At 65.4% G+C, this 22,479-nt stretch carries 19 protein-coding genes; 6 read left to right on the plus strand and 13 right to left on the minus strand.

What is annotated here, in order from left to right; genetic code table 11:
• Positions 1-95: 95 nt before the first annotated feature.
• Positions 96-2,306: a primosomal protein N' gene (locus tag GGD66_RS34455; RefSeq protein ID WP_092261424.1), complete on the minus strand. Its 2,211-nt coding sequence runs from the start codon at positions 2,304-2,306 to the stop codon at positions 96-98.
• Positions 2,307-2,417: 111 nt separating this feature from the next.
• Between GGD66_RS34455 and GGD66_RS34460 the strand changes: the two genes are divergently transcribed.
• Both GGD66_RS34460 and GGD66_RS34465 read left to right on the plus strand, forming a co-directional pair.
• Positions 2,418-3,383, plus strand: coding sequence for a tyrosine recombinase XerC (locus GGD66_RS34460; protein ID WP_097669016.1), 966 nt, complete (start codon positions 2,418-2,420; stop codon positions 3,381-3,383).
• Positions 3,384-3,480: 97 nt separating this feature from the next.
• Complete coding sequence (locus GGD66_RS34465; RefSeq protein ID WP_018318863.1) at positions 3,481-4,068, plus strand: DUF4337 domain-containing protein; 588 nt, start codon at positions 3,481-3,483, stop codon at positions 4,066-4,068.
• Positions 4,069-4,248: 180 nt separating this feature from the next.
• Here the strand turns inward: GGD66_RS34465 and GGD66_RS34470 are convergent, their stop codons facing one another.
• The 10 genes from GGD66_RS34470 to zapE all read right to left on the minus strand — a co-directional run bounded on the left by GGD66_RS34470 (position 4,249) and on the right by zapE (position 16,758).
• The gene (locus GGD66_RS34470; protein ID WP_179732294.1) at positions 4,249-4,779 is read right to left on the minus strand and encodes a hypothetical protein; all 531 of its coding nucleotides are present in this window, start codon (positions 4,777-4,779) and stop codon (positions 4,249-4,251) included.
• A gap of 34 nt (positions 4,780-4,813) precedes the next feature.
• The gene (gene lpdA, locus GGD66_RS34475) at positions 4,814-6,214 is read right to left on the minus strand and encodes a dihydrolipoyl dehydrogenase (RefSeq protein WP_183261131.1); all 1,401 of its coding nucleotides are present in this window, start codon (positions 6,212-6,214) and stop codon (positions 4,814-4,816) included.
• A 57-nt stretch (positions 6,215-6,271) separates the two neighbouring features.
• Positions 6,272-7,021 carry an SDR family oxidoreductase gene (locus GGD66_RS34480; protein WP_183261133.1) on the minus strand — a complete coding sequence of 250 codons (750 nt, stop codon included), beginning with the start codon at positions 7,019-7,021 and terminating at the stop codon, positions 6,272-6,274.
• A gap of 64 nt (positions 7,022-7,085) precedes the next feature.
• Complete coding sequence (odhB, locus tag GGD66_RS34485) at positions 7,086-8,330, minus strand: 2-oxoglutarate dehydrogenase complex dihydrolipoyllysine-residue succinyltransferase (protein ID WP_018318868.1); 1,245 nt, start codon at positions 8,328-8,330, stop codon at positions 7,086-7,088.
• Positions 8,331-8,507: 177 nt separating this feature from the next.
• Positions 8,508-11,477: a 2-oxoglutarate dehydrogenase E1 component gene (locus GGD66_RS34490; RefSeq protein ID WP_183261135.1), complete on the minus strand. Its 2,970-nt coding sequence runs from the start codon at positions 11,475-11,477 to the stop codon at positions 8,508-8,510.
• A gap of 137 nt (positions 11,478-11,614) precedes the next feature.
• Positions 11,615-12,499, minus strand: a complete 885-nt coding sequence (gene sucD / locus GGD66_RS34495; RefSeq protein WP_018318870.1) for a succinate--CoA ligase subunit alpha — start codon at positions 12,497-12,499, stop codon at positions 11,615-11,617.
• A gap of 36 nt (positions 12,500-12,535) precedes the next feature.
• Complete coding sequence (locus GGD66_RS34500; RefSeq protein ID WP_183261138.1) at positions 12,536-13,015, minus strand: DUF1579 family protein; 480 nt, start codon at positions 13,013-13,015, stop codon at positions 12,536-12,538.
• Between the two features lie 4 nt (positions 13,016-13,019).
• On the minus strand, positions 13,020-14,216 hold the full coding sequence (gene sucC, locus GGD66_RS34505; RefSeq protein WP_092261431.1) for an ADP-forming succinate--CoA ligase subunit beta: 1,197 nt from the start codon (positions 14,214-14,216) through the stop codon (positions 13,020-13,022).
• A gap of 206 nt (positions 14,217-14,422) precedes the next feature.
• On the minus strand, positions 14,423-15,391 hold the full coding sequence (gene mdh, locus GGD66_RS34510) for a malate dehydrogenase (protein ID WP_008145224.1): 969 nt from the start codon (positions 15,389-15,391) through the stop codon (positions 14,423-14,425).
• 182 nt (positions 15,392-15,573) lie between these two features.
• Complete coding sequence (gene zapE, locus GGD66_RS34515; RefSeq protein WP_018318873.1) at positions 15,574-16,758, minus strand: cell division protein ZapE; 1,185 nt, start codon at positions 16,756-16,758, stop codon at positions 15,574-15,576.
• Positions 16,759-16,918: 160 nt separating this feature from the next.
• On the opposite strand from zapE, the gene GGD66_RS34520 reads away from it, so the two are divergent.
• Both GGD66_RS34520 and GGD66_RS34525 read left to right on the plus strand, forming a co-directional pair.
• Complete coding sequence (locus GGD66_RS34520) at positions 16,919-17,173, plus strand: type II toxin-antitoxin system VapB family antitoxin (RefSeq protein ID WP_018318874.1); 255 nt, start codon at positions 16,919-16,921, stop codon at positions 17,171-17,173.
• Positions 17,173-17,577 carry a type II toxin-antitoxin system VapC family toxin gene (locus tag GGD66_RS34525; RefSeq protein ID WP_092261432.1) on the plus strand — a complete coding sequence of 135 codons (405 nt, stop codon included), beginning with the start codon at positions 17,173-17,175 and terminating at the stop codon, positions 17,575-17,577. The genes GGD66_RS34520 and GGD66_RS34525 overlap by 1 nt, the downstream gene beginning before the upstream one ends.
• Positions 17,578-17,596: 19 nt before the next feature.
• Here GGD66_RS34525 and thpR read toward each other — a convergent pair whose 3' ends face one another.
• Together thpR and GGD66_RS34535 are read right to left on the minus strand one after the other, a co-directional pair.
• The gene (thpR, locus tag GGD66_RS34530; RefSeq protein WP_026202086.1) at positions 17,597-18,133 is read right to left on the minus strand and encodes an RNA 2',3'-cyclic phosphodiesterase; all 537 of its coding nucleotides are present in this window, start codon (positions 18,131-18,133) and stop codon (positions 17,597-17,599) included.
• A 174-nt stretch (positions 18,134-18,307) separates the two neighbouring features.
• Positions 18,308-18,952, minus strand: a complete 645-nt coding sequence (locus GGD66_RS34535; RefSeq protein WP_026202087.1) for an arylesterase — start codon at positions 18,950-18,952, stop codon at positions 18,308-18,310.
• Between the two features lie 55 nt (positions 18,953-19,007).
• Here GGD66_RS34535 and GGD66_RS34540 point away from each other — a divergent pair, with 55 nt between their 5' ends.
• Complete coding sequence (locus GGD66_RS34540; RefSeq protein WP_018318878.1) at positions 19,008-19,727, plus strand: ABC transporter ATP-binding protein; 720 nt, start codon at positions 19,008-19,010, stop codon at positions 19,725-19,727.
• Positions 19,724-22,294, plus strand: a complete 2,571-nt coding sequence (locus GGD66_RS34545) for an ABC transporter permease (protein ID WP_183261140.1) — start codon at positions 19,724-19,726, stop codon at positions 22,292-22,294. Before GGD66_RS34540 ends, GGD66_RS34545 begins: the two co-directional genes overlap by 4 nt.
• Positions 22,295-22,479 lie beyond the last annotated feature (185 nt).

A 22,479-nucleotide genomic window follows, 5' to 3' on the forward strand; every position in this document is an offset into this window, starting at 1 on the left:
GCGTGCCCACCAAATTTCAGTGGTGGGCACGCTTACGCCTTCGTTCTTCGAACGAAGACGCGCGCTTTTGCGCACCCTACGAATGCGCGTGGCCCCTACAAAAAGCTCTGCGGATCGACGTCGACTTCGAGCTTCTGATTGCCCGTCGGCTTCGGGCAGACGGCGAGCCAGTTGCGCAAATAGTCCGAGAGGTCGAAACCGCGCGCCGATTTCACCAGGATGCGGAAGCGATAGCGGCCCTTGATCACGGCGAGCGGCGCCTCCGCCGGGCCGAGCACCACGACGCGCTCGTCGCGCGGGGCGAGCGCGACGAGACGGCGGCCAAGACCCTCCGCGCTCGGGCGGTCGCCGGCGGAGATGATCAGGCTGGCGAGCCGGCCGAACGGCGGATACAGCGTGCGTTCGCGCAGATCGATCTCGCTGTCGTAAAAGGCCTCGCGGTCGCAGGCGATCAGCGCCTTCATCACGGGATGATCGGGCTGGTGGGTCTGGAGATAGCCGACGCCGCGGCCCTGCTCGCGCCCGGCGCGGCCGATCACCTGGTTGAGCAATTGCCAGGTCCGTTCCGCCGCACGGGGATCGCCGTTGGACAGGCCAAGATCCGCATCGACCACGCCGACCAGATTGAGCCGCGGGAAATTGTGGCCCTTGGCGACGAGCTGCGTGCCGATGATGATGTCGACGCGGCCCTCCGCGATCTCGGCAAGCTCGGAGCGCATCGTCTCGATCGAGGTGATCAGATCGCTCGACAGCACCATGGTGCGCGCTTGCGGGAACAGCGCCGCCGCCTCCTCCTGCAGGCGTTCGACGCCGGGGCCGACCGCGACCAGCGATTCCTCGGCCGAACAGTTCGGACAGAGATGCGGCCGCGGCATCGAGAAGCCGCAATGATGACAGACCAGGCGCTGGCGGAAGCGGTGATCGACCAACCAGGCATCGCAGATGGTGCAGGCGAAGCGGTGGCCGCAGCCGCGGCACAGCGTCAGCGGCGCATAGCCGCGGCGATTGAGAAACAGCAGCGCCTGCTCGCGCTTTTCGATCGCGCCTCTGATTTCACCGGCCAGCCGCGGCGAGATGAAGCGGCCGCGCGCCGGCGGCTCGCGGCGCATGTCGATGGCCTCGATATGCGGCATGTGCTGGCCGCCGAAGCGCGAGGGCAGCGCGATGCGCTGATAGCGGTTCTTGCGCGCGTTGACCTCGGATTCGACCGACGGTGTCGCAGACGCCAGCACGACCGGAATCTTGGCGATATGCGCGCGCACCACCGCCATGTCGCGGGCATGATAATGCACGCCCTCGTCCTGCTTGTAGGCCTGATCGTGCTCCTCATCGACGACGATCAGGCCGAGATTGGCGTAGGGCAGAAACAGCGCCGAGCGCGCGCCGACCACGACCGGCGCGCTGCCTCCGGAGATCGCAGCCCAGTTGCGCGCGCGGGTGCGCGGCGTCAGCTCGGAATGCCATTCGATCGGCCGCACGCCGAAGCGCTGCGCGAATCGATCGAGGAACTGGCCGGTGAGCGCGATCTCCGGCATCAGGATCAGCGATTGCCTGCCGCGGCGGATGGCTTCCGCGATCGCCTCGAAATAGACCTCGGTCTTGCCGGAGCCGGTGACGCCGTCGAGCAATGCGACGTGGAAGGTGCCGTTGGCGGCGAGCGCGCGCATCGTGTCGACCGCGGCGCGCTGCAGCGGGGTAAAATCCGGCCGGCCGAAATCCGGATCGGGCACAGGCGGCGGCGCAGGCGGCGGCATCGGCTCGACCGTGAGCGTGCCTTCGTCGACCAGCCCGTCGATCACGCCCGAGGAGACGCCGGCTTCCTTGGCCGCTTCGGACTTGCCGTGCAGCAGCCGGTCCGACAACACCTCGATCACGCGCTGCCGGGCCGGCGTCAGCCTTTTCGGCGGGTCGCCGACCAGACGCACGCCGGGACGCACCCGCTCGGGGCCGAGATTCTCGCCCATCCGCAAGCACATGCGCAGCACCATGCCGCGCGGGCTCAGCGTGTAATTGGCGACCCAGTCGACCACCTGCCGCAGCTCGGGCTTGAGCGGCGGGATGTCGAGCTTCTCGCTGACCTCCTTGAGACGGTTGTGCAGGCGCGGATCCGGATTGGCGTTCTCCCCCCAGACCACGGCCAACACCTCACGCGGCCCGAGCGGCACGGCGACGAGATCGCCCGCCTTCAGCTCCATGCCGCGCGGCACCTTGTAGGAATAGGTCTGGTCGAGCGCGACCGGCACCAGCACGTCGACCATGCCGGTCGCGTTGGTGGGGGCGGTGGTGCTGCGCGAGGTGTGATCCATGAACGAAGAATCGGAACCGGGGGCCTCAAGGCTAGCGCCCTGCGGCGGCCTTAGCGAACGATAAACGGATGTGATGCGATATACTGGGTGGAATCACCACGTCCAGTGCGCATGAGCAAAGCCGTCGCCCCACAAATCGAGCTGGCCAGCGCCGATCCCTCGATCGCGCAGGAGATGACGCGCTGGCTGTCGCATCTCGGCGCCGAGCGGCGGTTGTCGCCGAAGACGCTGGAAGCCTATGGCCGCGACTTGCGGCAGTGCCTGGATTTCCTTTGCAGCCATTGGGGCGAACGCGTGACGCTGAAGCGCTTCGCGGCGCTGGAGGCCACCGACGTCCGCGCCTTCATGGCGATGCGACGCGCCGACGACATCGCCGGCCGCAGCCTGATGCGCGCGCTCGCCGGGCTGCGCTCCTTCGGCCGCTTCCTCGAGCGCGAAGGCAAGGGCAAGGTCGGCGCACTCTCGGCGATCCGTGCGCCGAAGGTGGCCAAGACCTTGCCGAAGCCGCTGCCGATGGCATCGGCCAAGCGCCTTGCCGATGCCGACGAGCGGGCCGGCGAGGATCGCGAGACCTGGATCCTGGCGCGCGACGCCGCGGTGATGGCGCTCTTGTACGGCTCCGGCCTGCGCATCTCCGAGGCGCTGGGCCTGAAGCGCCGCGAGGTGCCGCGTCCCGGCGAGGGCGACGTGCTGATCGTGACCGGCAAGGGCAACAAGACCCGCATGGTGCCGGTGCTGCAGAACGTGCTCGAGCTCGTTCAGGAATACGTCGCGATGTGCCCGTATCCGTTGCCCGCCGAGGGGCCGATCTTCGTCGGCGCGCGCGGCGGTCCCTTGAGCCCGCGCATCATCCAGCTCGCGATGGAGCGGCTGCGCGGCGCGCTCGGCCTGCCCGACAGCGCCACGCCGCACGCGCTCCGGCATTCCTTCGCCACGCATCTGCTGTCGCGCGGCGGGGACTTGCGCGCCATCCAGGAATTGCTCGGCCATTCCTCGCTCTCGACCACGCAGATCTACACCGGCATCGATTCCGAGCGCCTGCTGGAAGTCTATGCCAGCGCGCATCCAAGACGCTGACGAATTGGCGCTGACACACTGACGTCATAACTGCCTTGCCTCTTGCGCAGGCCGCGCGGTTCGGTCAATCGTTGCGGAACCGAGGCAGGAGAGACTGATGAGCGCACATGAAAGCATGGAGCACGCCGAGCACGCCGAACACGCGTCCGGCTCGAACAAGAAGATCGCGCTCTTGATCGCCGTGCTGGCGCTCTTCCTGGCGATCTCGGAGACGCTCGGCAAGGGCGCCCAGACCGAATCGATCAGCAAGAACGTCGAGGCCGCCAATCTCTGGGCGTTCTTCCAGGCCAAGAGCATCCGCCGCACCGTGGTGATCACCGCCGCCGAGCAGGGCAAGCTCGCGCTCGCCGGCGCGGACGAGGCGCAGAAGCCCGCGGTGCAGAAGCAGGTCGACGACTGGACCAAGACCGCGCAGCGCTACCGCTCCGAGCCGGAGACCGGCGAAGGCACCGAGCAGCTCGCCGAGAAGGCCAAGCATGCCGAGCACGAGCGCGACGAGGCGACCGCGAAATACCATCACTTCGAGCTGGCGTCGGCCGCCTTCCAGATCGGCATCGTGCTGGCCTCGGCCACCATCATCACCGGCATGTTCGCGCTGGCCTATGTCGCCGGCATCCTGACGCTCGCCGGCCTGCTCATGACCAGCCTCGGCCTGTGGTGGCCGCATCTGGTGCATTTGCATTGATTGGTGCAACAGCGTTGCACCAACTCCGTCATCCTGAGGTGCGAGGAGCGCAGTGCATCAGCGCTGCGCCCGGAGCCTCGAAGGATGAACGGCCGAGATGCAGACGGGCCGTCGCCCTTCGAGGGCCGCTGAAGAAGCGGCCACCTCAGGGTGACGGTGAGAGACTGAATGTGCGGGCAGCTACCGCGCCTGGTGCACGCTCTTCCTGAAACGCTGGATCACACGCAGCGTACGCGACGACCAGCCTTCGCCGTTGCCGGCGATCAGCTCGCGGATTCGGCGCTTGATCGGGTCGACCAGCAGGTGCGCCTTGGCGCGGACCTTCATCACCAGATCGTAGATCCGCTCGAACCAGTGCATCTCCAAAAGCTTGTCGCGCGTCACGTCGAACACGAAGGCGGTGACGCCGACGCCGAGCAGCTTCGCGAAAACGATCGTGAAGACCGCGCTGGTCCAGTATTCATGCGTGAGCAGCCACAGGCCGACCAGCTTGAGCGGAAACAGCGGGACGATGGGGACCGCGAACACGATCAGCGTCATGGCCGGCGACAGCGCATCGACGCGCTCCGTCAGCCATTGCTTGAAACGTGCGAGCGGGACGGCTGCGACAACCCGCGCAACGATCGGCTCGAGATGGTCCCACAGCCAGGCTTCGATCAGGAAGATGATCGCAAGCAGGACCCAGACCGGTTGAAGAAGGCGGCGCAGCATGTGTTCCCCGCCCGATTTGGCGCTGGGCGCGTTGCTACATATGGATGGCTCGCTTGCCGACTGCAAGCGCGGCTTCCTTGATCGCCTCCGAGCGGGTCGGATGCGCGTGGCAGGTGCGCGCGAGATCTTCCGCACTGCCGCCGAATTCCATGAGAACGCACGCTTCATGGATCATTTCGCCGGCCTCGCGGCCGATAATGTGTACGCCAAGCACGCGATCGGTCTTCGCATCTGCGAGAATCTTCACAAAGCCGTCAGTGGTCTGGTTGACCTTGGAGCGGCCGTTGGCGGTAAAGGGAAACTTCCCGACGGTATAAGCCACGCCCGCCTGCTTCAGCTCCTCCTCGGTCTTGCCGACGCAGGACACTTCCGGGGTGGTATACACGACGCCTGGGATCACGTCGTAGTTCACGTGGCCGGACTGGCCGGCGATGATCTCGGCCACCGCCACGCCTTCGTCCTCGGCCTTGTGAGCGAGCATGGGCCCAGCGACGACGTCGCCGATGGCATAGACGCCCTTCAGGCTGGTGGCGAAGTGCGGATCGATCTGGACGCGGCCGCGGTTGTCCAGCGCGACACCGGCTTCCTTCAGGCCGAGCGCGTCGGTGTAGGGGACGCGGCCGATGCAGACCAGAACGACGTCGGCTTCCAGCGTCTCGGCGGCGCCGCCGGCGGCGGGCTCGATGGTCGCCTTCAGCGTCTTGCCTGAGCTGTCGACGGCAGTGACCTTGGCGCCGAGCTTGAACGCAAAGCCCTGCTTTTCCAGGATGCGCTGGAATTGCTTGGCGATCTCGCCGTCCATGCCGGGCAGGATGCGATCGAGGAATTCGACGACGACGACTTCGGCACCGAGACGATGCCAGACCGAGCCGAGCTCGAGGCCGATCACGCCGGCGCCGACGATCAAGAGCTTGCCGGGCACCTTGTCGAGCGACAACGCGCCGGTCGAGGACACGATGCGCTTCTCGTCGATCTCGATACCCTTGAGGCGCGCGATGTCCGAACCGGTCGCGATCACGATGTTCTTCGTTTCGATCGTCTGCGACTTGCCGTCGGCGGAGACCGCGACCTTGCCGGTCCCCAAGATCTTGCCGGTGCCCTTGAGCACGTCGATCTTGTTCTTCTTCATCAGGAACTCGACGCCCTTGACGTTGCCGTCGATGCCCTGCTGCTTGAAGTTCATCATCGCGGGAAGATCGAGCTTCGGCGAGGACACCGACACGCCCATCTTGGCGAAGGAGTGCCCGGCTTCCTCGAACATCTCGGACGCGTGCAACAGCGCCTTCGACGGCATGCAGCCGACATTGAGGCAGGTGCCGCCGAGGGTTGCGTTCTTTTCGACCACGGCGACTTTCATGCCGAGCTGGGCTGCGCGCACCGCGCAGACATAACCGCCCGGTCCGGTGCCGATGACGACGAGATCGTAGGTAGCCATGAGAGAAAGTCCCGTAGGTTTAGCGTGATGGGGATGTGTCAGCGTCCGCGCGGCGCGTCAGCGTCCGCCGGACACATCGAGAGTTGCTGCGGTGATGTAGGAAGCCTCGTCCGACATCAGCCAGACGATGGCATTGGCGATTTCATCGGCGGTGCCGACGCGCTTCATCGGCACCATATGGGCCAGACGATGGGCGCGGTCGGGCTCGCCGCCGGCGGCGTGAATTTCCGTATCGATCAGGCCCGGCCGGATGCCCGCGACACGAATGCCCTCTCCCGCGACCTCATAGCCGAGGCCGGTGGTGAAGGAATCGATCGCGCCCTTGGACGCGGCATAGTCGACATAGGTGTTGGGCGCGCCGAGACGCGCCGCGACCGAAGACAGGTTGACGATGACGCCACCCTTGCCGCCGTGCTTGGTGGACATCCGCTTCACGGCCTCGCGCGCGCAGAGAATGGAGCCGGTGACGTTGACCGCGAGCACGCGCTGGATGCGCTCGGCCGACATCTCGTCGACCCGCACGCCGCTCTGGCCGACGATGCCGCCATTGTTGACGAGCGCCCCTAACGTGCCGAACTTGTCGGCTGCCTTGAACAGCTCGAGGATGTCGCCTTCCTCGGCGACATCGCATTTCACCGCGATCGCCTTGCCGTTGCTGGCCGCGATCTGCGCGACCACCTCGTCGGCGGCCTTCTTGTTGCTGGCATAGCCGACCACGACGCGGAAGCCGCGCGCGGCCGCCGCAATCGCGGTCGCCCGCCCGATGCCGCGGCTGCCGCCGGTGATGACAACGACTTTATCGGTCATGCGCGCCTCCATGGTTCGACATGCGCCGCCGCCAATGGCGACGGCGCTCGCAGAGCATCAGGGATCAGAGATCGAGCACCAGGCGCGCCGGATCTTCCAGGCTCTCCTTGACGCGAACCAGGAAGGTGACGGCTTCCTTGCCGTCGATGACGCGGTGATCGTAGGACAGCGCCAGATACATCATCGGGCGAACCTCGATCTTGCCGCCGACGACCATCGGCCGCTCCTGGATCTTGTGCATGCCGAGGATGCCGGACTGCGGCGCGTTCAGGATCGGGGTCGACATCAGCGAGCCGTAGATGCCGCCATTGGTGATGGTGAAGGTGCCGCCCTGCATCTCGTCGATCTTGAGCTGGCCGTCGCGGGCGCGGCGGCCGAAATCGGCGATGCCCTTCTCGATGTCGGCGATCGACTTGTGGTCGCAGTCGCGCACCACGGGCACGACGAGACCCTTGTCGGTGCCGACGGCGACGCCGATGTGGTAGTAGTTCTTGTAGATCAAATCGGTGCCGTCGATCTCGGCGTTGACCGCCGGGATATCCTTCAGCGCCTGCACGACGGCCTTGGTGAAGAAGCCCATGAAGCCGAGCTTGGAGCCGTGCTTCTTCTCGAACGCATCCTTGTAGTGGGCGCGCAGCGCCATCACGTTGGTCATGTCGACCTCATTGAAGGTCGTCAGCATCGCCGCGGTGTTCTGCACGTCCTTGAGGCGGCGCGCGATGGTCTGGCGCAGGCGGGTCATCTTGACGCGCTCTTCGCGGGCGGCATCGTCTGCCGGTGACGGCGCACGCACCTGCACGGCGGCGGCGGGCTGGTTCACCGGGGTGGGCGCCGAGGCCGCACGCTCGATCGCGGCGAGCATGTCGCCCTTGGTGACGCGGCCGTCCTTGCCGGAGCCCGGAACGGTAGAGGCATCGACGCCGGTCTCGGCCGAGAGCTTGCGCACGGAGGGGGCGAGCGGCGCGTCGGCCGGCGGCGCCTTCGGCGCGCTAGGCGCCGGCGCGGAAGCAGCGGCGGCGGCAGGAGCGGCAGCGGCGGGCTTGGCGGGAGCCGCAGCGGGCTTGGCAGCGCCTGCGCCTTCCGTGATCTGTCCGAGCAGCGCGCCGACCGCGACGGTCGCGCCATCGGCGGCGATGATCTCGCTCAGCGTGCCGGCGGAGGGCGCCGGGACCTCGATGGTGACCTTGTCGGTCTCGAGCTCCACCAAGGGCTCGTCGACGGCGACGGGGTCGCCGGCCTTCTTGAACCAGCGGCCGATGGTGGCCTCGGTGACGGATTCGCCGAGCGTCGGCACACGAATTTCAGTCATGGTCTTTTCCTTAAGGGATCGCCGGTGCGGTCATAAGTCGGTCGTCAATGGCCCGCGAAAAGCAAGCCATCCGGCAAGCCGGACGTTCGTACACTGCACGGACATCGCGACGTACCGGATGCCCCGCCCCGGTGCGCTGGTTGCGCACGAGGCGGGGCATGACGCAGTTTAAAAAGTTCAGCTCAGTGCTTCGTCCAGGAACGCCTTCAGCTGTGCCTGATGCTTGGACATCAGACCAGTAGCGGTCGCGGCGGAAGCGGCGCGGCCGACATAACGCGGACGCCGGCTCGCGCCGTTCACCTGGTTCAGCACCCATTCCAGATAGGGCTCGATGAAGTGCCAGGCACCCATGTTGCGGGGCTCTTCCTGGCACCACACCACTTCGGCCTTCTTGAAGCGCGACAGCTCGGCCACCAGCGCCTTCAGCGGCACCGGATAGAGCTGCTCGACGCGCATCAGATAGATGTCGTCGATGCCGCGCTTCTCGCGCTCCTCGTAGAGGTCGTAATAGACCTTGCCGGAGCACAGCACGATGCGGCGGACCTTCTCGTCCGGCACGAGCTTGACGGCTTCGTTCGGCAGCATCTGGGCGTCATCATAGAGGATGCGATGGAAGGTCGTGTCCTTCGCCAGTTCCTCGATGCGCGACACTGCCCGCTTGTGACGCAGCAGCGACTTGGGCGTCATCACGATCAGCGGCTTGCGGATCTCGCGATGAAGCTGGCGACGCAGCACGTGGAAGTAGTTCGCCGGCGTGGTCGGATAGACCACCTGCATGTTGTCTTCGGCGCACATCTGCAGGTAACGCTCGAGGCGCGCCGAGGAGTGCTCCGGTCCCTGACCCTCATAGCCGTGCGGCAGCAGGCAGACGAGGCCGGACATGCGCAGCCATTTGCGCTCGCCCGAGGAGATGAACTGGTCGAACACGACCTGCGCGCCGTTGGCGAAGTCGCCGAACTGGGCTTCCCAGAGAGTCAGCGTGTTCGGCTCGGCGAGCGAGTAGCCGTATTCGAAGCCGAGCACGGCTTCTTCCGACAGCAGCGAGTTGATGACCTCGTAATGGCCCTGCTCGTGGCCGAGATGGTTGAACGGCGTGTAGCGGCTCTCATCCTCCTGGTCGATCAGGACCGAGTGGCGCTGCGAGAAGGTGCCGCGCTCCGAATCCTGTCCGGACAGGCGGACGTGGTGGTTTTCCTGGAGCAGCGTACAGAACGCCAGCGCCTCGCCGGTCGCCCAGTCGATGCCCGCGTTGCCGTCGATCGCCTTGGCGCGATTTTCCAGGAAGCGCTGGATGGTGCGGTGGACGCGGAAACCATCCGGCACCTTGGTGATCTTGCGGCCGATGTCCTTGAGAACAGGCAGATCAACGCCGGTGACGCCGCGCCGCGCATCCTCTTCCTGATCGGCGATCTTGAAGCCGGACCACTTGCCGTCAAGCCAGTCGGCCTTGTTCGGCTTGTAGGAGGTGCCGGCCTCGAACTCGGCGTCGAGCCGCGCGCGCCAGTCGGCCTTCAGCTTGTCGACTTCACCCTCGGTGACCACGCCTTCGGCGATCAATCGCTTGGAGTAGAGGGTGAGGGTCGAGGCATGGGCCGCGATCCGCTTGTACATCACCGGCTGAGTGAATGCCGGCTCATCGCCCTCATTGTGGCCGTAGCGGCGATAGCACCACATGTCGATGACGACGGGCTTGTGGAATTTCTGCCGGAATTCGATCGCGACCTTGGCCGCGAACACCACGGCTTCCGGATCGTCGCCGTTCACGTGGAAGATCGGCGCGTCGATCATCTTCGCCACATCCGACGGATAGGGCGAGGAGCGCGAGTAGCGCGGATAGGTGGTGAAGCCGATCTGGTTGTTGACGATGAAGTGCACGGAGCCACCGGTGCGGTAGCCCTTCAGGTCGGACAGGCCGAAGCACTCGGCGACCACGCCCTGGCCGGCGAACGCGGCGTCGCCGTGCATCAAGAGCGGCATCACCGAGATGCGCATGTCGGGCGGATCGCCGTGCTGGTCCTGCTTGGCGCGGACCTTGCCGAGCACGACGGGATCGACGATCTCGAGATGCGAGGGGTTGGCGGTCAGCGACAGATGGATCCGGTTGCCGTCGAACTCGCGGTCCGAGGACGCGCCGAGGTGATATTTGACGTCGCCGGAGCCTTCGACCGCGTCGGGGTTGGCCGAGCCGCCTTTGAACTCGTGGAACAGGGCGCGGTGCGCCTTGCCCATCACCTGCGTCAGCACGTTGAGGCGGCCGCGATGCGGCATGCCCAGCACGATCTCCTTCACGCCGAGATTGCCACCGCGCTTGATGATCTGCTCGAGCGCCGGGATCAGCGATTCGGCGCCGTCGAGACCGAAGCGCTTGGTGCCAGTGAACTTGGTGTCGCAGAATTTCTCGAAGCCCTCGGCCTCGACCAGCTTCATCAGGATGGCGCGGCGACCTTCGCGGGTGAACGAGATCTCCTTGTCCGGACCCTCGATGCGCTCCTGGATCCAGGCCTTCTGCGCGGCATTGCTGATATGCATGAACTCGACGCCGAGCGTCTGGCAGTAGGTGCGCTCGCAGATCGCGGTGATTTCGCGCAAGCTGCCGTATTCGAGACCGAGCACGTGATCGAGGAAGATCTTGCGGTCGAAATCGGCTTCGCTGAAGCCGTAGGTGCGCGGATCGAGCTCTTCGCGGTTGCGCTGGGCTTCGATGCCGAGCGGATCGAGCTTGGCATGGAAGTGACCGCGCATGCGGTAGGAGCGGATCAGCATCAGGGCGCGGACGGAGTCGCGCGTCGCCTGGAGCAGATCGGCGGAGGAGAGGCCGGCGCCCTTATCGCCCCCCTTGGCCTGCGCCTTGGCGGCGATCTTGGCACCGACCGCCTTCTCGACCTCGGCCCAGTTGCCGTCGAGGGCGGAGGTGAGGTCATCCTGCGGGGTCAGCGGCCAGTTGTCGCGCTCCCAGGACGGCCCTTCGGCATTCTTCCGGACGTCGGAAGGCTGGTCGTTCAGGCTCTTGAAGAACTCCTGCCACTCGGCGTCGACCGAGGACGGGTCCTTCTCGTAGCGGGCGTAGATTTCGTCGATGTAGGTGGCATTGGTGCCCTGCAAAAAGGATGACAGGGCAAAGGCTGCGTTCGCGTCCTGGCGAGACATACTGGAGTTCCTGGCGATTTCGGTTCGCGCATAATAAACGGCGCTGGCACCGAGCTCCCCGGCAGAGGCTCGGCGCGACAGGCACCCTTTACCCTATTTGCTGCGAAACTTCGCCCGGAAAAGCACGAAGAAGTGAATTAGCCCTTCAACTTTTCGGCAAGCGTATGGCCGAGGCGGGCGGGCGACGGGGACACTGTAATTCCTGCCGATTTCATCGCTTCGGTCTTGGAACCGGCGTCGCCCTTGCCGCCCGAGATGATCGCGCCGGCATGGCCCATGCGGCGGCCGGGAGGAGCGGTGACGCCGGCGATGAAGCCGACCATCGGCTTCTTGCGGCCGCGCTTGGCCTCGTCCTTGAGGAACTGGGCGGCGTCCTCCTCGGCGGAACCGCCGATCTCGCCGATCATGATGATCGACTCGGTCTTGGGGTCGGCCAGGAGCATTTCGAGGACGTCGATGAACTCGGTTCCCTTGACCGGGTCGCCGCCGATGCCGACCGCGGTGGTCTGGCCGAGGCCTTCCTGGGAGGTCTGGAACACGGCTTCATAGGTCAGCGTGCCCGAGCGGGAGACGATGCCGACCGAGCCGGTCTTGAAGATGTTGGCGGGCATGATGCCGATCTTGCACTCGCCGGCGGTCATGACGCCCGGGCAGTTCGGCCCGATCAGGCGCGACTTGGAGCCGGCCAGCGAACGCTTCACGCGGACCATGTCGACAACCGGAATGCCCTCGGTGATGCAGACGATCAGCGGGATCTCGGCGTCGATGGCTTCGCAGATCGCATCGGCCGCGCCCGGCGGCGGCACGTAGATCACCGATGCATCGGCGCCGGTCTTCTCACGCGCATCGCGCACGGTGTCGAACACCGGCAGGCCCAGATGCGTCGCGCCGCCTTTGCCCGGCGAGGTGCCGCCGACCATCTTGGTGCCGTAGGCGATCGCGGCCTCCGAGTGGAAGGTGCCGTTCTTGCCGGTGAAGCCCTGGCAGATGACCTTGGTGTTCTTGTCGATCAGGATGGACATGAGGTCTGCTTTCGCGAAACTAACAGAGTGAGAGGGTCAGTGGATGCGGCGGTAGACGCCAGTGAGCACGTCGGCCCAGCCTTCCGCGTCCGGCGAGAACTGGATCTTCAACGAGTAGGAATCCTCGTTGATAATTTCGTAGACGTGGCGCGCATTGCCCCGGAGCGAGCCGCGCACCAGCGTCAGGGTATTGCCGACCCACCCGCCGGAAGCGGGCGAAGGCGGCGTATAGCCGAGCGAGTCGTACCAGAACAGTTTGTAGGTCCGGTCGTCGCGGTCGTAGGTGAAGATGCCGTGGGTGGCGAAGATCTGCTTGCCGTCGCGCATCTGCACCGCGTCCTGGATCAGATAGAATCCATTGAGGTCCATGCGCGCGACGACGCGCGAAGTTGCCGGGCCGCCCGCCGTCCAGCGCGACGGGAAGACCACCTCTTCGCCATTCCATTCGCCGGCGAACGCGGAAAGACGCGCGTGCTCGGGAAGCGGGGATGATGCGGAAAGATGGTCCTGGGCCATGGCCTTAGCCTCCCTTGACGGCCTTCACGATCTTCTGCGCGGCGTCGTCGAGATTGTCGGCCGGCACCACGTTCAGGCCGGACTCTCGGATGATCTTCTTGCCGAGCTCGACATTGGTGCCTTCGAGGCGGACCACCAGCGGCACGCTGAGGCCGACTTCACGAACCGCAGCCGTAACGCCCTCGGCGATCACGTCGCACTTCATGATGCCGCCGAAGATGTTGACCAGGATGCCCTTCACATTGGGATCGGCGGTGATGATCTTGAACGCCGCGGCGACCTTCTCCTTGCTGGCACTGCCGCCGACGTCGAGGAAGTTGGCCGGCGACATGCCGTAGAGCTTGATGATGTCCATCGTCGCCATGGCGAGACCGGCGCCGTTGACCATGCAGCCGATGTTGCCGTCGAGGGTGACGTAGTTGAGGTCGTACTTGGACGCCTCGATTTCCTTGGCGTCTTCCTCGGTCTCGTCGCGCAGCGCGAGCACTTCGGGGTGACGGAACAGCGCGTTGTCGTCGAACGACACCTTGGCGTCGAGCACGCGGAGCTGGCCCTGCTTGGTCACGACCAGCGGGTTGATCTCCAGCATGGCCATATCCTTGCCGACGAAGGCCGCGTAGAGCTGTGCGGTGAGCTTCTCGGCCTGCTTGGCGAGATCGCCGGAGAGCTTCAGCGCATTCGCAACCGTGCGGCCGTGATGGCCCATGATGCCGGTGGCGGGATCGACCGAGAAAGTCACGATCTTCTCAGGATTGTTGTGCGCGACGTCCTCGATGTTGACGCCACCCTCGGTCGAGACGACGAAGGAGACGCGCGAGGTCTCGCGGTCGACCAGGAGCGAGAGGTAGAATTCCTTGTCGATGTCGGAGCCGTCCTCGATGTAGAGGCGGTTGACCTGCTTGCCGGCGGGGCCGGTCTGGATCGTCACCAGCGTGGCGCCGAGCATCTGCTTGGCGAACTCGGTGACCTCGGCGGCCGACTTGGCGATGCGGACGCCGCCCTTGTCGCCGGCCGAGGCTTCCTTGAACTTGCCCTTGCCGCGGCCACCGGCGTGGATCTGGCTCTTCACCACATAGACCGGACCGGGCAGCGCCTTGGCGGCGGCTTCCGCGTCAGTGGCCTTGAGCACCGGCACGCCCTTGGAGATCGGCACGCCGAACTCACCCAGCAGCGCTTTGGCCTGATATTCATGGATATTCATATGGTCGCTCCCTGAACCCGCGGGCGGTGACCTCTAGGGCCCACCTCAGTCTTGTGGCTGGCATACCATATACCACAGGAACTGCAACCCGGATTCTTTGACATCGATCTCTTGGACTGCTGACCCGGAACCTGTCCCGACAGCCGGGCCCCGGAAATGAAACCGCCGAAGACCGGTTTTCGGGCTTCGGCGGGAAGTGTTGGCTCTTAGCGGCCGAGAAGATCGGGGGCGATCTTCTTGCAGGCATCGACCAGGCCCTGCACCGCGCCGACCGACTTGTCGAAGGCCTCGCGGTCCTTGCCGGCGAGCTCGATCTCGACGACGCGCTCGACGCCCTTGGAGCCGATCACGACGGGCACGCCGACATACATGTCCTTCACGCCGTATTCGCCGTTCAGGTACGCAGCCGAGGGCAGCACGCGCTTCTTGTCACGCAGATAGCTCTCGGCCATCGCGATCGCGGACGCGGCAGGCGCATAGAAGGCCGAGCCGGTCTTGAGCAGGTTGACGATCTCGGCGCCGCCGTTGCGGGTGCGGTCGACGATCTCGTCAAGACGCGCCTGCGAGGTCCAGCCCATCTTGACGAGGTCGGGCAGCGGAATGCCGGCGACGGTGGAGTACTTCACCAGCGGCACCATGGTGTCGCCATGGCCACCGAGCACGAAGGCGGTGACGTCCTCGACCGAGACGTTGAACTCGTCGGCCAGGAAGTAGCGGAAGCGGGCCGAATCCAGCACGCCGGCCATGCCGACGACCTTCTTGTGCGGCAGGCCCGAGGCCTTCTGCAGCGCCCAGACCATCGCGTCGAGCGGGTTGGTGATGCAGATGACGAAGGCGTCGGGGGCGTACTTCTTGATGCCAGCGCCGACCTGCTCCATGACCTTGAGGTTGATGGAGAGAAGATCGTCGCGGCTCATGCCGGGCTTGCGCGGCACGCCGGCGGTGACGATGCAGACCTTGGCGTTGTCGAGCGCCTCGTAGGAGTTCGCGCCGGTGTAGTGGGCGTCAAAACCGTCGACCGGCGAGGACTGCGCGATGTCGAGCGCCTTGCCCTGCGGCACGCCTTCGGCGATGTCGAACATCACCACGTCGCCCAGCTCTTTCAGGCCGATGAGATGAGCCAGCGTTCCGCCGATCTGACCGGAGCCAATCAAAGCAATCTTGTCGCGCGCCATGTGAGCCTGTCCTTTAGACACGTAAGGTGGGGAAAACTGAGAGGGTGGTTATCCCTTTCGCCTCCCCCGTTCAAGTCGCCGGATGCCCAATTGTCGGGCTTGGCGCAATAGCAGCCATACAGGTCCGTCATTCCGGGGCGCGCGAAGCGCGAGCCCGGAATGACAGCGCTGGCAAATAGGACTTAAGTCTCCACCAGCCCCTTGGTGGAGCCGCTTGCGGTGGAATCCTTGCGGCCGTGAGCCAGCGCCAGATAGGATTCCGAGCTCATCTCGATCAGGCGCGACGCCGTCCGCTTAAACTCCATGGCCTCAACGCCCTCATGGGCCAGGTAGAGCGAGATCGGGTTGGCATCGGCCGAGGCCATCAGCTTCACGGCATTGTCATAGAGCGCGTCGATCAGCGTGATGAAGCGCTTGGCGGCGTTGCGCTGGGACTGGTCCATCACTGGAATATGGTCGACCAGGATGGTGTGATAGTCGTGCGCGAGCCTGAGGTAGTCCGATGCCCCCAGCGGCTTCTCGCAGAGATCGGCAAACGAGAACCGCGCCACGCCATGGGCCGAACACGGCACGTGCAGGATGCGGCCCTTGATCGAAATATCGCGCGACTTGCATTTGGCGCTGCCCGACATCCGCGACCAGGCGCGGTCGAGCGCCGCGTCCGCATCAGCGTCCGCCGGCGTCAGCCACATCGGCACGCCCTGAAGTTTTTCCAACCGGAAGTCGGTGCGCGCATCGAGCCGCGCGACGTCCATGTGGTCGGTGATCTGCTTGATGAAGGGCAGGAACAGCGACCGGTTCAAGCCGCCCTTGTAGAGATCATCAGGCGCGACGTTGGAGGTCGCGACCACGACGGTGCCGAGCTCGAACAATTTGGCGAACAGGCGTCCGAGGATCATCGCATCCGCGATGTCGGTGACGTGGAATTCGTCGAAGCAGAGCAGCCAGCTCTCCTCGAAGATCGCGTTCGCGGTCAGCGCGATGACGTCGCTATCGGCGATCTCGCCGCGCGCGATGCTCTGGCGATAATCGTAGATGCGCTCATGCACGTCGGCCATGAATTCGTGGAAATGCGCCCGCCGCTTGTGCTCGACCGAGGCGTGCTGGAAGAACAGATCCATCAGCATGGTCTTGCCGCGGCCGACCTCGCCATGGATGTAGAGCCCGCGCGGCGCCTCATCCTTGTCACTGCTGAACAGGCGAGCGAGCAGGCCCTGCTTGCGCTGCGGCTTGTAGTCCGCGAGCCGCAGGTCGAGCGCCGCATAGGCTTCGGCGACCTCGGCCTGCGCAGCATCGGGCTCGATCGCGCCGGAGGCGATCTGGGCCTGATAGGCTTCGCTGAAGGGGGAACTGGGGGTCGAGAGCATGGCCCTTTACCGCCAGAGACCGGCGGAAATTGCAACCGCGTATTGGCGCAACGGCTTATGCGCTTGATTTTCAGAGGAGATCGCCGACCGTGGACGCCCTCCTAGCCTACTACGCCCCGTTTAGGTAGAATATACCTATTTAGGAACTAAGGATCCTCATATGGCCCTGAGCATCAAGGACCCCGAAACCGAGCGGTTGGCACGGAGTCTCGCGCAACTGACTGGCGAGAACATCACGACCGCGACCAAGCGCGCCATCGAGGAGCGGCTGCGTCGGCTCGGGGGTCAAACGCGCAAAGACGCGCTACTGGAAGACATGGCCGAGATCAGGCGTCGCTGGAGCGAAATGCGCGTCGTGGACGACCGCACGCCCGAGGAAATTCTCGGATACGACGAGCATGGATTGCCACGCTGATGGTGATGGACACATCGGCGATCGTGGCAATCGCGCTCAACGAAGACGATGCAGCCGATATTGAGCGACTGATTGTGGATGATCCGATCCGCCTGATCTCTGCAGCCACAGTGCTTGAAGCAACGATGGTGATCGAAACCCGGCTGGGCGACGCAGGCGGGCGTGAGTTCGATCTCTGGCTCGTCAAGCTCGGTGCAGAGATCGTTGCGGTCGATGCCGTGCAAGTCGATGCCGCACGGCGCGTCTGGCGGCGCTACGGCAAGGGGCGTCACGCCGCGTCGCTCAACTACGGTGATTGCTTCTCTTACGCGCTGGCTATGACTCGCGGCGAACCTTTGCTGTTCAAAGGCGAAGACTTCGCAAAGACCGATATCAGTCGAGCAGGCGCTGCGCCGCTGCGGTAACGCCGCCGAGTTTGGGAGCCTACTCACACAGCTCGTAGGCGTCCTCGACCACATACGGCCCGCCGCCAGTGGAGGCGCGCGACGAGAACAGCACAAACCGCTCCGCCATGAACGCCTTGCTCGGGAAGTAGCCACGCAGCGAGAGATAGTCGGCGACGTCGCGATCGGAGGCATCGTGCAGCCGGGCGAGCGTGACATGCGGGATGAACTTGCGGCCTTCAGGGTTGAGACCGATCCGCTGCATCATGCGCTCGAGCTCGGCCTGCAATTCCATCAGCGGCCTGCTCGGTGCGATCGTCGCAACGACCGCTCTCGGCTTGCGGCCGCCAAAACTCGTCAGCCCCTGCACCTTCACCTCGAAGGGCTTGCGGTCGACGCGAAACAGCATCGATGCGATCTCGTTGGCGGACAGGCCGTCGATATCGCCGATGAAGCGCAGGGTGACGTGATAATTTTCGGGATCGATCCAGCGGGCGCCGGGAAGGCCACCCCGCAAATTGGAAAGCGTCTGGCTGACTTCGGCCGGGATTTCCAGACCAGTGAACAAACGCGGCATCGTTTCGCACTCCCGATGCTTGGGCATGATCCGTGGGACAGACCATATCCAAATTTTAGAGCCGGTGACGAATCACCGGTACCCTGATTCCTATCGCAGTTGTGTGACTCTGCGAAGCATCGCGCGCCTCACCCCGGTAAAACCCTGGGTATGACGGTTGGCGCTGGCCGCTTTTCAACGCCGTTGCTCAGCGATGGTGCCAAGGAATGCCTCCACGGTGGGCATGATGTTGCCGACGATGATGTCGACGCCGGCCGCAGTCGGATGAATGCCGTCGGCCTGGTTGAGCTTGGCGTCGGCCGCAACGCCCTCGAGAAAGAACGGATAAAGCGGCACGTCGAATTTCTTCGCCAGATCCGGATAAATCGAATTGAAGCGCGCGGCATAGTCGGCGCCGTAATTCGGCGGCGCCAGCATGCCGCACAGCATCACCGCAATCTTGCGCGCCTTCAGCCGCTGGACGATGTCGGTGAGCGCGGCGCGCGTCAAATCGGGATCGACGCCGCGCAGGGCATCGTTGGCGCCGAGCTCGACGATGACGCCGTCGGTTCCGTCGGGGACCGACCAGTCGAGCCGGTCACGGCCGCCCGAAGAGGTGTCGCCGGACACGCCGGCGTTGGTCATGTCGACCTCTATACCTTTGTCCTGCAAGGATTTTTTGAGTTTGGCCGGGAACGAATCCTGGGCCGAGAGGCCGAGGCCCGCACTCAAGGAATCGCCGAGGACCACGAGCTTGATCGGTTTGGCCGCCGGCTGGGCCTGCAACGACGGCGTTGTCGCGATCGTCATCAAACCGAGCATCAACACGGCTATGTGCATGAACAATCCGTAACGCCTCTCGACCGCGCCATCGGAGTTGCCATATGACCGGACCATGGACACTCGCATCGAACCCTCGTCGCTCACCGCTGCCGCGGACACCATCGCCATCTCCAACGTCAATCTCTCATTGGGCACGGGCGCGGCACGCGTTCACATCCTCAAGGATATCAGCCTGCGGGTCGCCTCGGGCGAGACGATCGGCCTGATCGGCCCGTCAGGTTCGGGCAAATCCACGCTGCTGATGGTGATGGCGGGGCTGGAGCGTCCTGATAGTGGAGAGGTGGTGGTATCGGGCACGCCTTTCAATGCCCTCGACGAGGACGCGCTGGCCCGCTTCCGCGGCCGCCAGGTCGGCATCGTCTTCCAGTCCTTTCATCTGATCCCGACCATGACGGCGCTGGAGAACGTCGCGGTGCCGCTGGAGCTCGCCGGCAATCCCGATGCCGCAACGCGCGCGGCGCAGGAGCTGCAATCGGTCGGGCTCGGCGATCGCCTGCATCATTATCCGACCCAGCTCTCCGGCGGCGAGCAGCAGCGCGTCGCACTCGCCCGCGCGCTGGCGCCCGATCCCGCCATCCTGGTCGCCGACGAGCCGACCGGCAATCTCGACGAGGCCACCGGAAAGCAGATCGTCGATCTCCTGTTCAGCAAGCACGCCGAGCGCGGCATGACCCTGGTACTGGTCACGCACGATTCCTCGCTCGCGCATCGCTGCGACCGCGTGATCCGGCTGCGCTCGGGCCGCATCGACACGCAGTCTGCGCCGGCATGAGCGCCTCGGCCGAGCCGTTCGCGAAGCCAAACGGCATCGCGCTGTCCCTGCGTTACGCGCTGCGCGAATTGCGCGGCGGCCTGCGCGGTTTCTATGTCTTCATCGCCTGCATCGCGCTCGGCGTGATGGCGATCGCCGGCGTCGGCTCGGTGTCGGCGAGCCTCTCCGACGGCTTGGCCCGCGAGGGCCGCACGCTGCTCGGCGGCGACGTCTCCTTCGTGCTGTTCCAGCGCGAAGCCAAACCTGAAGAGGTCGCCTTCCTGCGCTCGCGCGGCACGGTCTCGACCGCCGCGACCTTGCGCGGCATGGCGCGCGCGGCCGATGGCCAGCTCGCACTGGTCGAGATGAAGGCGGTCGACGACACCTATCCGATGCTGGGCCAGCTGACGCTGGCGCCACAGCTGCCGATGTCCGACGTCCTTGCGGAACGCGACGGCGCGTTCGGCGCGGCCGCCGATCCGACGCTGCTGGCGCGGCTCTCGCTCAAGACCGGCGACCGCGTCACCATTGGCGCTGCGACCTTCCAGATCCGCTCGACAGTCGAAGCCGAGCCCGACAAGCTCGCAGGCGGCATCGGCTTCGGACCGCGCTTCCTGATCAGCGAGGCCGGCCTGCGCGCCACCGGCCTGATCCAGCCCGGCAGCCTGGTGCGCTGGGTCTACCGGGTGAAGCTGCCCGATACGGCGAACAACGAGCGCGCCACCGAAGCCTTCATCGCGGACGCGCGGAGCGCTGCGCCGCAGGCCGGCTGGGAGATCCGCAGCCGCTCCAACGCCTCGCCGCAACTCGAACGCAACATCAACCGATTCACGCAATTCCTGACGCTGGTCGGCCTTGCCGCGCTGCTGGTCGGCGGTGTCGGCGTCGCCAATGCCGTGAAGAGCCATATCGACCGCCGGCTCGAAGTGATCGCGGCCCTCAAGGCCGTCGGCGCCACCGGCCGCGACGTGTTCGGGATCTATCTGGCGCAGGTTCTCCTGCTCGCAGGCATCGGCTCGATCATCGGCCTTGCGCTCGGTGCCGCCATGCCGTTCGCGATCGTCGGCCTGTTCGGCAAGCTGCTGCCGCTGCCGGTGGTGCCGGCCGTGCATGCCGACGAGCTCGCGCTGTCCTTCGTCTACGGCCTCCTGACCGCGCTTGCCTTCGGCCTGTGGCCGCTCGGGCGCGTCCATGACGTGCCGGTGGCCGCGCTGTTCCGCGACACCATCAGCTCGGAATGGCATCGGCCGCGCGCGAGCTATCTCGTGTTCATGGGCGTCGTGATCGCGCTGCTGATCGCGGTCGTGATCGGGCTGTCGTTCGACAAACGCATCGCGGCGGTGTTCGTGGCCTCCTCGGTCGTCGTGTTTGCCCTGCTGCGCGGCATCGCCGCCCTGCTGATGGCCATCGCGCGGCGGCTGCCGCGGACGCGGCTGCCGATGCTGCGGCTGGCGATCGCCAACATCCACCGGCCGGGCGCGCTGACGCCCTCGGTGGTGCTGTCGCTGGGGCTTGGGCTCGCCGTGCTCGTCACCATCACCCAGATCGACGGCAATCTGCGCCGGCAGTTCCTCGCAGCCCTGCCGGACCGCGCGCCGTCCTTCTTCTTCATCGACATCCCGAGCACGCAGGCCGAGCAGTTCGACGGTTATCTGCGCCGGATCGCGCCGGGCGCGACGGTCGAGGACGTGCCGATGCTGCGCGGGCGCATCGTCGCCGCGCGCGGCGTACGCGCCGAGGAGCTCAAGCCGACCACCGATTCGGAGTGGGTGCTGCAGAGCGACCGCGGCCTGACCTATACCGGCGAGCTGCCGAAAGGCTCCAAGGTGGTCGAGGGCGAATGGTGGAGCGCCGATTATTCCGGCCCGCCGCTGGTCTCGATGGAGAAGAAGATCGCCGACGGGCTCGGCCTCAAGCTCGGCGACCAAGTCGTGGTCAACGTGCTCGGCCGCGACATCCCGGCCAAAATCGGCAATCTGCGCACCATCGACTGGCAGGGGATGGGCATCAACTTCGTTCTCGTGTTCTCGCCGAACGCCTTCAAGGGCGCCCCCCACACCCACATCGCGACGCTGACGGAAACGGGCGGAACTGCGGCAGGCGACGGCAAGATCATCAAGCAGGTCGCCGACGCCTATCCGATGGTGACGAGCGTGCGCGTGCGCGAGGTGATGGAGACGGTCGGCTCTGTCGTGACCAATCTGGCGCTGGCGATCCGCGGCGCCAGCGCCGTGACCCTGATCTCGGCGATCCTGGTGCTCGGCGGCGCGCTCGCCGCCGGCCATCGCCACCGGGTCTACGATGCGGTGATCCTGAAGACGCTGGGCGCGACCCGGCTGCGGCTGCTCGGGGCCTATGCGCTCGAATACCTCCTGATCGGGCTCGCGACCGCGGTGTTCGGGGTGATCTCCGGCAGCATCGCGGCCTGGATGATCGTGACGCGGCTGATGACGCTGAGCTTCGTCTGGCAGGCCGGCAGCGCGGCCGGCGTGGTCGCGGCCGCGCTCGTCGTCACGGTCGGACTCGGGCTCGCGGGCACGCTGCTGGCGTTGAACAAAAAGCCCGCCACGGTGTTGCGGAATTTGTGACAAAATGTAGCGGATGGCTGCACGAGAGCAGAATCGCACGATTTCTGCGATTAACCACGACTGCCCGTCAGGTTCGCGTCAGGATTGCCGCCAAGGGCGACATTCAGCCGCGCGTGGAAGGTTGCAGCTAATGTGTTAGTTTCCCACATATCGAATGGGTTCGGAGCCCCGATTGTTAGCCAAAA

The organism is Bradyrhizobium sp. CIR48 (assembly GCF_014198315.1).
Lineage (GTDB): Bacteria > Pseudomonadota > Alphaproteobacteria > Rhizobiales > Xanthobacteraceae > Bradyrhizobium.

What these genes read in the sequence shown, in the direction of transcription:
- GGD66_RS34455 (WP_092261424.1), bottom strand. Translation starts at nt 2,306, where the DNA reads ATGGATCACACCTCGCGCAGCACCACCGCCCCCACCAACGCGACCGGC.
- GGD66_RS34460 (WP_097669016.1), top strand. Translation starts at nt 2,418, where the DNA reads ATGAGCAAAGCCGTCGCCCCACAAATCGAGCTGGCCAGCGCCGATCCC.
- GGD66_RS34465 (WP_018318863.1), top strand. Translation starts at nt 3,481, where the DNA reads ATGAGCGCACATGAAAGCATGGAGCACGCCGAGCACGCCGAACACGCG.
- GGD66_RS34470 (WP_179732294.1), bottom strand. Translation starts at nt 4,779, where the DNA reads ATGCTGCGCCGCCTTCTTCAACCGGTCTGGGTCCTGCTTGCGATCATC.
- lpdA (WP_183261131.1), bottom strand. Translation starts at nt 6,214, where the DNA reads ATGGCTACCTACGATCTCGTCGTCATCGGCACCGGACCGGGCGGTTAT.
- GGD66_RS34480 (WP_183261133.1), bottom strand. Translation starts at nt 7,021, where the DNA reads ATGACCGATAAAGTCGTTGTCATCACCGGCGGCAGCCGCGGCATCGGG.
- odhB (WP_018318868.1), bottom strand. Translation starts at nt 8,330, where the DNA reads ATGACTGAAATTCGTGTGCCGACGCTCGGCGAATCCGTCACCGAGGCC.
- GGD66_RS34490 (WP_183261135.1), bottom strand. Translation starts at nt 11,477, where the DNA reads ATGTCTCGCCAGGACGCGAACGCAGCCTTTGCCCTGTCATCCTTTTTG.
- sucD (WP_018318870.1), bottom strand. Translation starts at nt 12,499, where the DNA reads ATGTCCATCCTGATCGACAAGAACACCAAGGTCATCTGCCAGGGCTTC.
- GGD66_RS34500 (WP_183261138.1), bottom strand. Translation starts at nt 13,015, where the DNA reads ATGGCCCAGGACCATCTTTCCGCATCATCCCCGCTTCCCGAGCACGCG.
- sucC (WP_092261431.1), bottom strand. Translation starts at nt 14,216, where the DNA reads ATGAATATCCATGAATATCAGGCCAAAGCGCTGCTGGGTGAGTTCGGC.
- mdh (WP_008145224.1), bottom strand. Translation starts at nt 15,391, where the DNA reads ATGGCGCGCGACAAGATTGCTTTGATTGGCTCCGGTCAGATCGGCGGA.
- zapE (WP_018318873.1), bottom strand. Translation starts at nt 16,758, where the DNA reads ATGCTCTCGACCCCCAGTTCCCCCTTCAGCGAAGCCTATCAGGCCCAG.
- GGD66_RS34520 (WP_018318874.1), top strand. Translation starts at nt 16,919, where the DNA reads ATGGCCCTGAGCATCAAGGACCCCGAAACCGAGCGGTTGGCACGGAGT.
- GGD66_RS34525 (WP_092261432.1), top strand. Translation starts at nt 17,173, where the DNA reads ATGGTGATGGACACATCGGCGATCGTGGCAATCGCGCTCAACGAAGAC.
- thpR (WP_026202086.1), bottom strand. Translation starts at nt 18,133, where the DNA reads ATGCCGCGTTTGTTCACTGGTCTGGAAATCCCGGCCGAAGTCAGCCAG.
- GGD66_RS34535 (WP_026202087.1), bottom strand. Translation starts at nt 18,952, where the DNA reads ATGCACATAGCCGTGTTGATGCTCGGTTTGATGACGATCGCGACAACG.
- GGD66_RS34540 (WP_018318878.1), top strand. Translation starts at nt 19,008, where the DNA reads ATGGACACTCGCATCGAACCCTCGTCGCTCACCGCTGCCGCGGACACC.
- GGD66_RS34545 (WP_183261140.1), top strand. Translation starts at nt 19,724, where the DNA reads ATGAGCGCCTCGGCCGAGCCGTTCGCGAAGCCAAACGGCATCGCGCTG.